At 42.2% G+C, this 15,101-nt stretch carries 8 protein-coding genes; 7 read left to right on the top strand and 1 reads right to left on the bottom strand.

Annotation, left to right across the window (positions count from 1 at the left end):
- Positions 1 to 17: 17 nt before the first annotated feature.
- Entirely contained in the window at positions 18 to 923 is a 906-nt protein-coding gene (locus AC0VYE_RS30860; RefSeq protein WP_475444605.1) for a helix-turn-helix domain-containing protein, read from the bottom strand.
- Positions 924 to 1,049: 126 nt separating this feature from the next.
- On the opposite strand from AC0VYE_RS30860, the gene AC0VYE_RS30855 reads away from it, so the two are divergent.
- From AC0VYE_RS30855 to AC0VYE_RS30825, 7 genes are all read left to right on the top strand, one after another.
- A complete protein-coding gene (locus AC0VYE_RS30855) occupies positions 1,050 to 2,435 on the top strand; it encodes an MATE family efflux transporter (protein WP_475444603.1) in 1,386 nt (461 codons plus the stop codon).
- Between the two features lie 66 nt (positions 2,436 to 2,501).
- Entirely contained in the window at positions 2,502 to 3,131 is a 630-nt protein-coding gene (locus AC0VYE_RS30850; RefSeq protein ID WP_475444601.1) for a DapH/DapD/GlmU-related protein, read from the top strand.
- Positions 3,132 to 3,302: 171 nt separating this feature from the next.
- A complete protein-coding gene (locus AC0VYE_RS30845) occupies positions 3,303 to 3,953 on the top strand; it encodes a sugar O-acetyltransferase (RefSeq protein ID WP_475444599.1) in 651 nt (216 codons plus the stop codon).
- Between the two features lie 528 nt (positions 3,954 to 4,481).
- Entirely contained in the window at positions 4,482 to 10,352 is a 5,871-nt protein-coding gene (locus AC0VYE_RS30840; protein ID WP_475444598.1) for an S-layer homology domain-containing protein, read from the top strand.
- Between the two features lie 248 nt (positions 10,353 to 10,600).
- Positions 10,601 to 12,406 carry a sensor histidine kinase gene (locus AC0VYE_RS30835; protein WP_475444596.1) on the top strand — a complete coding sequence of 602 codons (1,806 nt, stop codon included), beginning with the start codon at positions 10,601 to 10,603 and terminating at the stop codon, positions 12,404 to 12,406.
- Complete coding sequence (locus tag AC0VYE_RS30830; protein WP_475444594.1) at positions 12,399 to 13,880, top strand: response regulator transcription factor; 1,482 nt, start codon at positions 12,399 to 12,401, stop codon at positions 13,878 to 13,880. Before AC0VYE_RS30835 ends, AC0VYE_RS30830 begins: the two co-directional genes overlap by 8 nt.
- A 169-nt stretch (positions 13,881 to 14,049) precedes the next feature.
- A complete protein-coding gene (locus AC0VYE_RS30825) occupies positions 14,050 to 15,093 on the top strand; it encodes an ABC transporter permease (RefSeq protein WP_256711023.1) in 1,044 nt (347 codons plus the stop codon).
- The last annotated feature ends 8 nt before the right edge of the window (positions 15,094 to 15,101 follow it).

The following is a 15,101-nucleotide window of genomic DNA, read 5'->3' as shown; positions in this document are numbered from 1 at the left end:
ACTGTATTTTGTCATGGTCAATCTCCGCAATATATATTGTTACTTTTTGTCTGTTTTCGATAATCTTGTGGAACTAAACCCAGTTGTTTTCGGAAAATAGATGTAAAGTAACTGCCGCTTTGGAAACCGCAAGCCAGTGCAATTTCACTTATGGATCGTTTTGTTTCCGTCAGCATCTCACAACTTTTCTGAATTCGATATCTAGTGAGATACGTGTTAGGGGTTTGACCTACATACTTATTAAACAATGTACAGCAGCGACTCCTGCAAACAGTTCCCGCCGATGCTATATCTTCAAGCGTTATTTTTTGATCATAGTGTTGTCGGATGAAATTGGTCATCTTCTGAACATTTGTCCACAATTGTATGTCTTCAGGTTGCCCAACCTTCGGTTGCAGGTGATCTCCGGTTAAAGCAAGTAAAGATAAAGCCTGTGAAGTGAGGCGAAGCGGATTTGGGAAATTGCTTTCGTGCATTTCATCATAGATCGCTTGAAGAGACAGCAATATGCTCTGTTGCCATGCAACTTGGTTTGTAAGCAATACAAAGTCGTCCGTTAGTTGATTGAATTTTTCGTCCCAATAGGTTTGAAGCAGGGATGCACCTTCGCCAAGAAGGGCGGGGTGAATGACAACAACAATGAATAAACAATCGATATGATCTTGGGAGAAACCAAAATGTAATCGGCGGCTATTCACGAAAATTCCATTCTCTTGCTCTATGCGAGTAATATGTCCGTTAACAGAAAAATCCATGGATCCTTTTAGCACATAAATGAACTCTACATCTGAATGCCAATGAGCTGTAGCAGCATAATTATTAAATTGATGCAGACTTCCTTGACGAATATAAAGAGGTAAATCAGTAAGATTATAATCCAAGCGTTCCGATAAATCCGAAAACACTTCTAAATTTTTAGTCAAACGGAACTCTCCTTTGAACTATATACGATTCTTATAATAATATAGTCAATTTTAATGGATTGGACAATAATTTTGTTCTATATTGATATCATTCAATTGAACAGGAAGGAGAGGGGAGAAAATAAGGTGAGAAATCGTATGCAAATAACATCTCCCATGAACCGTGATTTTAATCGGGAGCTTATGCTGCTCGTGATTCCCATTGCATTGCAAAATCTGATCTCAGCTTTGGTCATTTCAATAGATGTGGTCATGGTGGGCATGATTAGCCAAACTGCGATGTCGGCTGTATCGCTCGCAGGCCAAATTACCTTTGCGTTGACCTTGTTTTACATGGGAATGTCAACAGGAGCAGGTATTCTTACTGCGCAGTATTGGGGCAAGAAAGATTTAGAAACGATACAGCGCGTGCTCAGTATTGCCTGCATGTTCTCGTTATTTATCTCTGTTATATTTTTTTCTGTTACGTTTTTTGTTCCGGAGACGCTAATGCGACTTTTTACAAAGGATAACGAATTGATAGAGTATGGTTCAAGGTTCTTAAAAATGCTTTCGTTCTCGTATATTGCAATGGGCCTTTCGCAAATGTATCTCACCGTAATCAGAAGCATGGAAAATGCACGACTGAGTGCTTCAATTAGCTCTATATGCTTAATTTTGAACATATTGTTCAATGCAATCTGCATCTTTGTTCTCTTTCCAACGAAGCCGGAGCTCGCGGTTGCGTCGGTTGCCCTTTCAACGGGTTTAGCTCGTTTCATTGAACTTGCCTGCTGTATTGTACACTCCGTTACCAGAGGACCGATTCGCTTCCGACTTCCTACATCTAAAGGCAATCAGCGTCATTTGTTAAAAGATTTCTGGAAATACACTTTGCCTGTTCAAGGCAATTATATTGTTTGGGGCATAGCTTTAACTGCGACAGCCGCAATTATCGGTCATGTAAGCTCTGATATGGTGGCAGCGAATTCTGTGGCATCCGTGGTCAAGAACCTTGCTGTTGTACTATGTGGAGGCATAGCCAGCGGTGGATCTGTACTAATTGGAAAATATTTAGGGCAGGGAGAAATTGAGAAAGCGAAACATGCGGGTAAACAGATGAGCCTGTACGCTCTGATTTTTGGAGTTATTGCAGGATTCACGATTTTGCTGCTAAAACCACTGGTTTTCTCTGTCGTGAGCTTGAACACTGCTGCACAAAATTACTTGGATGGCATGCTGTATATCAGTGCTTTTTATTGTATTGCGAAGTCGATGAATGCCACGATCATTGCGGGTATATTTACGGCTGGCGGCGATTCTAAATTTGGATTTTGGTGCGATACGGTTGTGATGTGGGGCATAATATTACCACTCAGCTACTTGTGTGCTTTTGTTTACCACGTACCTCCCATCGTACTGTATATCGTAATTTGCTTAGATGAGGTCGTTAAGCTTCCTGTTACTTATATCCGTTATCGTCAATACAAATGGTTGAACAATATTACAAGAAACTTTGAACAAGTTAGTTAAAGAAAGTGGCTTATACCCATTTCATATATATGAAAAATATAAATTTTGTCCAGAGGAGACTAATGCATGAATATTCAAGAGCGAATGAAAAACGGTCAATTGTTTACCGATCACGATTCTAATTACCCAGAGGAAGCTGCTGCTCTAGCTCGTGCGCGCCAGCGTGGCAAAGCTCTGTGCTATGAAATCAATCAATTGCATCCCGATGATTTGGATGGACGGAAATTGCTGATGAAACAGCTTTTTGGGAGCATGGGTGAAAATGTATGGATGGAGCCGCCAATTCGTATGTCCTACGGTTCGAATACTACGGTAGGCAACAATGTGTACATCAATTTTAATCTAACGGTTGTCGATGACTATAAGGTTACGATTGGAAATGACGTGATGTTTGGCCCAAATGTAACGATCGCTGTGACCAACCATCCGGTGCACCCGGTCATGCGCAAAGGAGGCGGAATGTTTGCCTTGCCGGTCGTTATAGAAGATGGGGTTTGGATCGGCAGCGGCGCTATCATTTTACCGGGTGTTACAATCGGAAAGGGAAGCGTTATTGGGGGCGGCAGTGTTGTAACAAAAGATATTCCAGCCAATGTAATAGCAGTCGGTAATCCCTGCAAGGTGCTCCGAGAGATTACGGATCAAGACAAAATCTTTTATTACAAAAACATGCGTTTTGATCAGGTAGAGTGGTAAAACAGCATTTTAAGTATTAAGAATACTTTTAACCAGTGATATTTACCCTTACTAGTCAGATATTAGATGATGATAGTGAGCACATTAAAAGCGTGCTATGAGCAATTTGTAAGACAATCATCCTAAGGCTTTGAGACATATGTTTCGGCCGGATACATTGGAGATGAACATATGACGGAAGAGGAACGAATTTTCAAGGGGATTTTATTTAGTCCAGGTGCTCCCGAGTTAAAGGCTATTAAGCTCCGTGCACATAACCTTAGCAGTCAATATAGCCGCACTTTTGAGGATCAGACAGTGGAACGCAAAGAGATACTTGAACAGCTGCTTGGCAGGATGGGGGAACACAGCTTCATTCAGGGTCCTATTTTCTTTCATTACGGGGTTCACACAGAAATCGGAAAACACTTCTTTGCCAACTACAATCTTACCGTACAGGACGACGCAAAGATTACCATTGGGAACAATGTCAGTTTTGGGCCTAATGTAACGATTGTTACACCTATTCATCCGTTCATCGCCTCTGAACGTAGGCAAATGCTTGATCAAAATGGTGATCTTAAGTCGCTGTGTTACGCCAAGCCTGTCACGATCGGAAACGATGTGTGGCTCTCAGCCAATGTAACGGTATGCGGCGGTGTTACCATTGGAGACGGATGCGTGATAGGAGCAGGTAGTGTGGTGACTCAAGATATCCCAGCAGGCTCCTTTGCTGCGGGTGTTCCATGCAGAGTAATTCGCCAGATCACACAAGCGGACAGTATGCAATTTAAACCGGAAGTGTTGGCAGATTGCCGTGTGATTTCGGATATAGAGTCATAACACACGATAAGTTTGCGTATTTTCGGTGTTAGCATCAATGGTCATATACTAAACCTACTTAATGATTAAAAAAGAACCGTTCTATAACGGTTCTTTTTTAATGTTATTAAAGTTATTTCTTTGCTTTCATTTTCTTTGAAAAATCAGCTGTAATTTCGAGCGCAAGTGGATTGGCAGAAGCGATTGAAACTAAACTCAGTGCCAAAGGTAACGCGATGAAAGGTGATAAAGGAGCAACGATGTTCCTTAGAACAGACGGCGGCCTTGAATAATGTAAATTACATTTTATATGGATACAGCGTATCGACCCGAGAAATATCCTCATTCTTTGTACTACATAAAAAAATTGTCATATGACAGAATTGATGACAGCGGTCACTATAAGACAACCTCCCTTTTAATTATAGTAGTTAATGATGAGAATTTTTATAAGGATCATGTTGAAGCCATGGTAAAAAGGCAGCTAAAGACCTCATGAATTATCAATGATTAACTATGGTTCCATACAAGAAAGCGGAGGAATGAAGGATGAGGAAACAATCTTTTTTGTTGGTCATCGCTATTTTATTATCAGTTATTTCACCTGGACTAGTACCTAATAGAGCGGATGCGGCTGGGGGTACAGTTACAAAAACTTACGCTGCCTCTGCGGACACGATGGAGTTGAGAGGTCAGCAGGAATATGACGGCATATATGATAATGATGGGGATGGTTTTCTTTATGTTGGTATGAGTAATAATGACGGCTTCGTAAATGTCCGAAATAGAATGGCAACTATGTTTAATCTAGGTGTACCCGAAGGAACTATTGTATCAGCAGAGCTGGTCTTGACTGTCGCTACTGTCCTTAGAATCCCTGGTCATAATTTGTATATGGAAGTTAGGGGTTCTACAGCGAATGATTTGAACCTTGTAAGCTTTCCGCCAATGGATACGAACACCCTTTATGCGGATAAATTTACAGCAAAGAGTACTAGTGAAGTGCCTATGGGTACATATCTTCAGAATCAAACGATTACTCTTAACGTAAAATCAGCTGTAGATGCATTTACGGACAGCTCTGATCGTAAACTAACCTTCATTCTGAATGGTAATGAGTCAGATGCTGATAGCGGTAGATTTCTATTTTATTCCATGGAAGCTGCAAATGCTGCGTATCATCCTAAACTAGTGGTTACTTATGAGACCGGACCTGCAAATACGATTCCGACAGGTTCTTTTACGATAAATGAAGGCGCAGCTACAAGCTCGTCAATTGCTAATCTATCTGTAACGGGATCTGACGCTGACGCAGGCGATAGTGTTACGCATATGAGATTTTCGAATAGTTCTGCGGGTTTGTCGGCAGCATCTTGGTTGCCTTTTAGCAATTCAGCAACATTTAGTCTAGCTGGCGGTGACGGGGCTAAGACGATCTATATGCAATTAAAGGATTCCCAAAATGGGATTTCGAATACATCTTCCCAGAGTATACTATTAGATCAGACATCTCCAACAGGATCTCTTATCATTAATAATAATGCTGCATTTACTAAATACTACACCGTGACTTTGAGCGGAAGTTATTCCGACGGGAGTGGCTCGGGAGTTGAGCAAGCTCGGCTCTCAAATGATAGTGGTAGTTGGCAAACGAGTTGGTTTAATATTTCTGATTTGAATGGGAGGTCGTGGGTACTCCCAGCAGGAGAAGGCGCTAAAACGATATATGTTCAATATAAAGATAGGGTCGGGAATTTGAGTATGGGAACTATAAGCAGCACGATTACTATAGATACCATATCACCAGTTATATCAAATGTAGAGAATAATAAAACATATAACAAGGCGATAGCCCCCACATTTAATGAAGGTAGTGGGCTATTGAATGGTAACCCCTTTAATAGCGGGACAGAGATTGTTATGGATGGTACTTATACGCTGATCGTAACAGATTCGGCAGGGAATTCAACAACGGTTAATTTTAAAATAGACAAGGCTGCACCAGTTGTAACAGGTGTAACTAATGGTGGAATCTATAAGGGGAATGTGACAGTCACCTTTAATGAAGGAACGGCGACATTAAATGGAGCAGCATTTACTAGTGGAACAATGGTTACAATAGACGGTACTTATACGCTTGTCGTAACTGATCAAGCAGGGAATGTAACAACAGTAAGCTTTGAGATAGATAAGACTGCACCATTTGTAAGTGGAGTAACACATGGTGGGAGTTATAAAGCCCCGGTTACGGTGTTTTTTAACGAAGGAACGGCGACGTTGAATGGAGCAGCATTTGCTAGTGGAATGCGGATTGACGCGGATGGTAGTTATACACTTGTCGTTACGGATGCAGCAGGAAATGTAACAACGGTGAACTTTTTGATTGATAGAGTAGCACCAATCGTAACAGGTGTTATGGATGGTGGAATATACAAGGATAAAGTGACAGTTAGCTTTAATGAAGGAACGGCAACATTGAATGGAACTGCTTTTTCAAGCGGTACGGAGATTACTGTAGACGGTAGTTATACACTTGTCGTAACGGATGCAGCTGGGAATGTAACAACAGTGAACTTTTTGATTGATAGAGTAGCACCAATTGTAACAGGTGTTGTGGATGGTGGAATCTACAAGGATAAAGTGACAGTTAGCTTCAATGAAGGAACGGCAACATTGAATGGAGCAGCTTTTACAAGCGGTACGGAGGTTACTGCAGACGGTAGCTATATGCTTGTCGTAACGGATGCAGCAGGAAATGCAACAACGGTGAACTTTGTGATTGATAAGGTAGCACCAATCGTAACAGGTGTTGCGGATGGTGGAATCTACAAGGAAAAAGTGACAGTTAGTTTCAATGAAGGAACGGCAACATTGAATGGAACTGCTTTTACGAGTGGTACGGAAGTCATTCAGGACGGCGCGTATAAGCTCATCGTAACGGACGCAGCAGGAAATGCAACAACAGTGAACTTTTTGATTGATAGAGTAGCACCAATTGTAACAGGTGTTGTGGATGGTGGAATCTACAAGGATAAAGTGACAGTTAGCTTCAATGAAGGAACGGCAACATTGAATGGAGCAGCTTTTACAAGCGGTACGGAGGTTACTGCAGACGGTAGCTATATGCTTGTCGTAACGGATGCAGCAGGAAATGCAACAACGGTGAACTTTGTGATTGATAAGGTAGCACCAATCGTAACAGGTGTTGCGGATGGTGGAATCTACAAGGAAAAAGTGACAGTTAGTTTCAATGAAGGAACGGCAACATTGAATGGAACTGCTTTTACGAGTGGTACGGAAGTCATTCAGGACGGCGCGTATAAGCTCATCGTAACGGACGCAGCAGGAAATGCAACAACGGTGAACTTTGTGATTGATAAAGTAGCACCAATCGTAACAGGAGCTGCGGATGGTGGTATGTACAAGGAAAAAGTGACAGTTAGCTATAATGAAGGAACAGCGAAATTAAATGGAGCAACTTTTACAAGCGGTACGGAGATTACTGTAGACGGTAGCTACACACTTGTCGTAACGGATGCAGCTGGGAATGTAACAACGGTGAACTTTGTGATTGATAAGGTAGCACCAGTAGTAACTGGAGTAACCGAAGGTGGAATGTACAAGGAAAAAGTGACAGTTAGCTTCAATGAAGGAACAGCAACATTGAATGGAACTGCTTTTACAAGCGGTACGGATGTTATTCAGGATGAAACGTATAAGCTCATCGTAACGGATGCAGCAGGAAATGTAACAACGGTGAATTTTGTAATTGATAAAGTAGCACCAATCGTAACAGGTGTTGCGGATGGTGAAATCTACAAGGAAAAAGTGACAGTTAGCTATAATGAAGGAACGGCAACATTGAATGGAACTGCTTTTATAAGTGGGACTGAAGTCATTCAAGACGGCACGTATAAGCTCGTCGTAACGGATGCAGCAGGAAATGTAACAACGGTGAACTTTGTGATTGATACAGTAGCACCAATCGTAACAGGAGTTGCGGATGGTAGAATGTACAAGGATAAAGTGTCAGTTACCTTCAATGAAGGAACGGCAACATTGAATGGAGCAGCTTTTACAAGTGGTACGGATGTTATTCAGGATGGAACGTATAAGCTCGTCGTGACGGATGCAGCAGGAAATGCAACAACGGTGAACTTTGTGATTGATAGAGTAGCACCAATCGTAACAGGTGTTGCGGATGGTGGAATGTACAAAGATAAAGTCACGGTCAGCTACAATGAAGGAACGGCAACATTGAATGGAACTGCTTTTACGAGTGGTACGGAGATTACTGTAGACGGTAGCTATACATTTGTCGTAACGGATGCAGCTGGAAATGTAACAACGGTGAACTTTGTGATTGATACAGTAGCACCAATCGTAACAGGAGTTGCGGATGGTGGAATGTACAAGGATAAGGTCACGATCAACTTCAATGAAGGAACAGCAAAATTAAATGGAACTGCTTTTACAAGCGGTACGGAGATTACTGTAGACGGTAGCTATACACTTGTCGTAACGGATGGAGCGGGTAATGCTGCTACGATTATTTTCCTAGTGGATACTACTGCTCCAACGGGTACATTAACCATTGATCAAGGTGGTTCGGAATGGACGAATGTTGCGGATACAACCCTGACTCTTACTAGCGATGACAGTAGTAAAGGAAGCGGCGTTGTCGAAATGCGCTTCTCGGGCAATGGGACGGATTGGAGTAGTTGGGAGCCTTCCGCTGCAACGAAGGCATGGAGCTTTGGAGCGGGCGACGGGGAGAAATCAGTATTCGTACAGTTTAAAGACAAGGCAGGCAATGTAAGTCATTCCGTTATTCAAGATAAAATAAAACTTGATCAGACGATACCAACAGGAATGATTACCATCAATAGCGGAGCTACTGTAACGAGTAGCAAGGAAGTGAAACTATCTCTAACTTCTTCAGATGGCGATGGTAGTGGTGTTACTGAAATGCGGTTTTCTGCCGATAAGTTGACTTGGTCAGCTTGGGAGAATGTATTTCCTACCAAAAATTGGGTTTTGGATGGAAATTATGGATCTAAGCAGCTATACGTTCAATACCGAGATGCGGCAGGTAATAGTAGTGTGGCACATACAGCATCTATTGAATACCAAGCAAGCAGCGGTTCCAGCAATGGCGGTGGTAATACAGAAACGTATTCAGATATCACAGTTAGCATAGGAAACAAGTCAGAACAAATGATTAAGGCAACTGTAAGGACAATAGAAGGTAAAAAAGTAACGACGGTGGTCTTTGAGGAGGCTCAGCTTAAAGAGCTTTTGAAGGGAGCAGGCGATAAACCTGTTATTACGATTACGGTCCATAATCAATCTGATATCGTGAATTGGGAAATAAATGCTGGGCTTCTTTCAGTCTTAGAAAGCAGTAACGCTGTTATTCAACTAATGTCTGAAAAAGCGTCTTATAGCTTTCCGATGAATCAAGTTGATATTGATGAATGGCTTAACCAATTCGGATCTAATGTTTCACTGAAGGATATAACTCTCAAGATGGAAATCATTCATGCTCCTAACTCAGAATTTGTTTATAAGGATATGGATAACGGACAAATTACACTTATCGCTCCTCCTGTGAGATTTTCAGTGAAAGCACACTTTGGGGGCAAGGAAATAGAGCTGAATCAATTTGATACTTTTGTAGAGAGACGCATTGCATTGCCTGAAGGATTAGATCCTAAGCGTATTACGACGGGAGTAAAGTTAATTGCGGACGGATCGCTCATTCATATTCCTACTAAGGTAATAGAAGAAGATGGACGTTATTACGCTGTCCTGAGCAGCATGACTAACAGCATGTACGGTCTCATTTATCATCAAAAATCATTTAGCGATGTCGCAACGCATTGGGCCAAAACAAGCATCAATGATCTGGCATCAAGACTTATCATTAATGGTTCTGACGAGCAGCGTTTTTTACCGGATAACGAAATAACTCGAGCAGAATTCACAGCTATAATGATAAGGGCATTAGGTTTAAGCTCTGCTGCTAAATCTGTAAGCTTTACAGATATATCAGAAAAGGATTGGTATCATTCAGCAGCTCAAATCGCGTATTCGTACGGATTGGTTGATGGATACAGCAACGGTTCATTCAAGCCTAACGAGAAGATTACTAGACAGGAAGCAATGGTTATTTTATCGAGAGCAATGAAGCTGGCAGATTTGTATAATGAGCTTGGCAATGTACAGCAGCAAAATCTGCTACATGGTTTTAAAGATAATACAAAAATAGCAGCATGGGCTCGCCAAGCCGCGGCATTAACGATTCAATTCGGTGTTATCGGCGGATATAATGGGGAGCTGCAGCCTCAGAAAAATATTACTAGGGCTGAAACAGCCGCCATTATCCAAAGGCTGCTTCAAAAAGCTAAATTCATTTAAGCAACACCTAAAGAGGCTGCGAATTCCGCAGCCTCTTTATCGATTAGAAGCAGGAAAATACCTATTAGATAAATTAGGTGTTTTTCGTTTTTTTATGTTCAATAGTTGCTTACAGAAAAGAGAAACAAAATCTGAACAAACGACATCTTTTTAGAGTGAAAAAACACATGTATGCTCCATCGTGGATGTGCTATTATGATAGATACTCTTTTGTAAACGTTAACATCATTTTGTCTATGGAGGGCCGAATGTATAAACGAATAATCGCATACACCCTGAAATATCGGCTCAGTTACCTTATGATCGTGACCAATATTTGTATCGCTGTATTGCCTATTATCCTTTTAGGGACGATTGGGTATTTTGGTTATATTAAAGTGATGAAGGAGAATGCACTAGAAAACATGGAGCAATTCGTTGTCCAGACAAACAATCGCTTCGATGAATATTTTAATCGCGTTGATCAATTATCGAAGTCTATATTTTACAACCGCGGCATTCAGCAGATCACAGTTGCAAATAAATCGTGGCAGGAATCCGATGCTTTGCTAAAAAATTTAAACTCTTTTATGTCGATAGATCCTACGATTAAGTCCATTGGCCTCGTCAATGCCGAGGATCTGCGGGTTATCTCAACCGGGCAGTTAATTGGTGCGAAGGAGTTAGAATATATTTATACAAAAAATTATCAAAAAGCGATTACGACTAAAATACAAATTTCTCCCCCGCTGGACGGTTCAGATAAGAAAAAGGGATTGCTTGCCTATAGGCAAATTAAATCGATTAATGAGAATAGATATTTGCAAGAGATTTATATTGGTATTATGCTGCTTGATACTCAGTGGATTCAACAGATTTTGCAGACGGGTAATTTGGGCAACAAGGCAAATTTGTATATTGTGAATGAAGTCGGCGATCTTATCGGCTCCTCTACTAATCAGCTGGATTTTGCCAAAATTCAAACGCTTATTAAGGATCGGCCAGACAACAGTGTATCGGATATTCGCTTAAACAAAGTAAACTACCTCTATCAGTCCATCCCGATTAAAAGCTTAAATTGGAAGTTCGTAGCCCTAATAAATAAAGACAAGCTGTTGGAAAAAGCAACCGATATTCAGTACCTGGTCATTGCATTTGTTGCCATTATGATTTTAATTGTGGTGTGGATTGCAGCTGTCTTTAATTTCCGACTGACGCACCCTATTACCAGACTAGTGGATGCATTTGACTGGGCGGCAAGCGGCGATTTGGATGCCAAGTTGAAATTTACCTACAAGAACGAAATTACCGTCATTCAGGATCATTTTAACAATATGCTTAACCAAATTAAGAAGCTGACAGAAAATTTGCTTCAGTCGCAGCAGCAGCTGCATCAGACGGAGATGGATAAGCAGCTTTTTCAGCTGAATGGGCTGCAAAGCCAGATTAACGCTCATTTTCTGTATAACGTACTTCACTCTATCAGGGGCATGTCGCTCTCCAATGCGAAGAAGGAAGTTGCCATGGCCATTGATAATTTAGTGTCCTACTTCCGCTATATTACCCGTACCGATGAATATGTCCTACTGAACAAAGAGCTGGAGCATTTGGAGAGATATATCGCCATTCAAAAAATCAGGTTTGGGGATCGCCTGCAATTCAAGGTGGCTATGGACCCGTCGCTGAACATCCATTCCATCGTTAAGCTGATTTTGCAGCCATTAGTTGAGAATTCGCTCGTCCATGGACTTGAAGAGAAAAGCGGACGCTGGATTATTCAAATTAGGGCTATTGTGGAGGGTGATCGGCTGCGCATTAAGGTTATGGATAACGGAGCGGGCATGGATGAGGAGAAACTAGCCGGTCTGCGTGCCGAGCTTGCTGGTCTCTCTAGTTCAGTTGCCAAAGATAATAGCTCAATCGGTCAAGGCATCGGGCTGGTTAATATTCACAAGCGAATTCAAATCTATTACGGCGAGCCTTACGGATTATCGATCAAAAGCTGGAAAGACACGGGTACAATAGTTACCATTACGGTCCCTCTAGGGGCCAAGGAGGCCACTCGCAATGTATAACTTGCTTCTTGTAGACGACGAGCCTTGGATTCTGAAAGATATGGAGCAAATTATTGACTGGGACAAGGCTGGATTTCGTATTGTGGCCAAAGCTCATGACGTGAACATAGCGGAGAGCTTGTTGCGTCGCCAGCCTATCGACGTAGTCATTAGCGATATTCGAATGCCGGGCAAGACGGGGCTTGATCTTCTGTCGTTCGTAAACCGGGTATCGCCGCTTACATTGGTCGTATTTATGAGTGCATATAGTGAGTTTGCATATGCCAAGCAAGCGATTGAGCAGGGCTGTTTTAATTATTTGCTAAAGCCGGTTAATGAAGAGGAGCTGCTGCAAACGCTTGAAAAGTGCTCAAGGCGCTTGGAGGAGCGGGAACGGGAACGCGGTTTGCAGCAAGCCTACGACCAATCCATGATGCTGCTTGAATGGGTGGAGAGCGACGTCGCGATTCGGAAAATTTCAAGTCGGCTAGCGTCCACTGGAGCTGCATTTCAGACTGGGAAGAACTATGCTTTTGCAACCGTAAAGAGTACAGAGTCATTGGCGGATGTAGATTTGCTTTCGATTGACCGACTGCTTACGTCATATGGGCTTTCTTTTTTTAAATGCCGGATTAGTCCTTTCAAATGGACCTATCTCTTGGGCTTCCCTGCAATAATGGGCAGAGCTGCCGGAAGGCTGTATAGGGAAGTAAGGCGGGAGGCAGCTGCTCACGGGTGGGACGTCGGCATTAGCAGCATGGGATCAGCCGATGATCGAATATACTTTTTATATCACCAATCGAATAGAATGGCAGACACGTCCAGCTTGAACGGAAGGCGTGGCGTCTATCGGCATAAGGCTCATGTGAATGCTGCGGTTCCGTCGTTAAAAGCGCAAATAGGCAGTGCGTCGAGAATGGAGCACTTGGAAGCAGCGTTGTACGATATGCATAAAGGAATACAAAAGGGACGTATCCATCTCAGTGGTCTTGCCGAGCTCTATAATTTATTCGTTATCTCTATGAACAACTTAACCTCGTCGCACGGGGCTCCAGATACAGAGGATTTTATTACAGCTCAGGATCTCATTGTCTATTACAATAAACCACATGATTTGTTGGAAGAAATGGCTATGCGAATAGAAGAGCACAAGAGGAAGCCTAGTGAATTGAATGCACTTCTAATTGTGGATGAGATTACGCGAGACCTCGACCGTATGTTTGCGCATCGTATTTCATTGAAGGAGATGGCGCAGAAGTATTTTATCAGTCCGAACTATTTAAGTCATTTATTTAAGCAGGAGAAGGGGAAAAGCTTCATCAATTACCTCATCCATAAAAGGCTTGAAGCTGCGGTTTCCTTGCTGGACAAGGATATTTCGCTTTATGAGGTGGGCAAGCTGGTCGGGTACGATGACTATGCCCATTTTAGCAAATTGTTTAAGAAGCATCTCGGCATGTCTCCCTTGGAATATAAGCAGCAGAAGAAAGCGTGAGAATATTTCAGCTTTTCTGTATGCGGTTCCACCTTGTTCATTCGTACTATACGATGAAGTCCCGTTGTTTGGTTAGCGGGGCTTTTTTCTGTGCTGTTTAAACATCGTAACAAACTACATCTAAGCTTCCAATGTGAGTACATATAACCCTTCGCCAGCATGTGGCACAATGAAACAAAGCAGGATGACGCCGCTCGAAATAGGACCCGAGTTGTTGGACATCCGCGTGTTTCTTAACATCAAAAGAGAGCAGGTGAAGCGAGCTATGGAAGCAAGCGTGGTAAAATCAAACACGGTCAAATTAAGCGCTAGGCGCGAGCTGCGAAAACGGATATTTAGTTACAAAATGCTCTATGTCATGCTGCTCCCCTCCATCGTGTTCCTCATCATTTTTAGTTACATTCCGATGTATGGGGCAACGATTGCATTTAAGGATTTTTGGATTACAAAGGGGATTATGGGAAGCCCATGGGTCGGCTTTGTACATTTTGAGAAGCTGTTCGAGACCAATAAATTTTGGCAGGTGTTTCGCAATACGATTGAAATCAACCTGTTGAAGCTGTTATTTGGGTTCCCGGCTCCGATTATATTGGCTATCTTACTGAATGAAGTACGCCAAAAGTTTTTTAAGCGCTCCATTCAGACGATTATTTATTTGCCGCATTTTATTTCATGGGTAACGATAGCGGGCATTTTATTTTCTATTCTCTCGCTTGAAGGGCCGATCAATAAAATGGTTGCACTCTTTGGGGCAGATCCCGTTAATTTCTTGACTAGCAATGGGATGTTCCGACCGCTTCTGATAATCTCTAGCATATGGAAGGAAGTTGGCTGGGGTACGATTATTTTCCTCGCAGCGCTATCGGGCATTAACCCGGATCAGTACGAAGCGGCAACTGTCGATGGAGCCAATCGGTTTAAGCAAATCATTCATATTACATTGCCAGGTTTGCTGCCGATTATATCTATTTTGCTCATATTGAATTTTGGCAGTATGATGAACGGCGGCTTCGACCAAGTCTTCAACCTATATAACACAATGGTTTACGAGAGCGGCGACGTTATCGATACCTATGTCTATCGGATTGGATTAACGCAAGGCCAATATAGCGTTGCTACTGCAATCGGGCTGTTCCTAAACATCATTAACTTTGTTCTATTAATTGTAGTGAACTATACGGCGAAGAAATTGAGCGGCCAAGGCATTTATTAAAGGTGGTG

This window comes from Pristimantibacillus sp. Z349TD_6 (genome assembly GCF_056173205.1).
The sequence above is the reverse complement of the archived record's forward strand: the minus strand, read 5'-3'. Positions and strand labels throughout refer to the sequence as shown.

Bases quoted from the DNA above. Each gene is read 5' to 3' on its own strand.
- AC0VYE_RS30850 (WP_475444601.1), top strand. From the start codon at position 2,502: ATGAATATTCAAGAGCGAATGAAAAACGGTCAATTGTTTACCGATCAC.
- AC0VYE_RS30845 (WP_475444599.1), top strand. From the start codon at position 3,303: ATGACGGAAGAGGAACGAATTTTCAAGGGGATTTTATTTAGTCCAGGT.
- AC0VYE_RS30840 (WP_475444598.1), top strand. From the start codon at position 4,482: ATGAGGAAACAATCTTTTTTGTTGGTCATCGCTATTTTATTATCAGTT.
- AC0VYE_RS30835 (WP_475444596.1), top strand. From the start codon at position 10,601: ATGTATAAACGAATAATCGCATACACCCTGAAATATCGGCTCAGTTAC.
- AC0VYE_RS30830 (WP_475444594.1), top strand. From the start codon at position 12,399: ATGTATAACTTGCTTCTTGTAGACGACGAGCCTTGGATTCTGAAAGAT.
- AC0VYE_RS30825 (WP_256711023.1), top strand. From the start codon at position 14,050: ATGAAACAAAGCAGGATGACGCCGCTCGAAATAGGACCCGAGTTGTTG.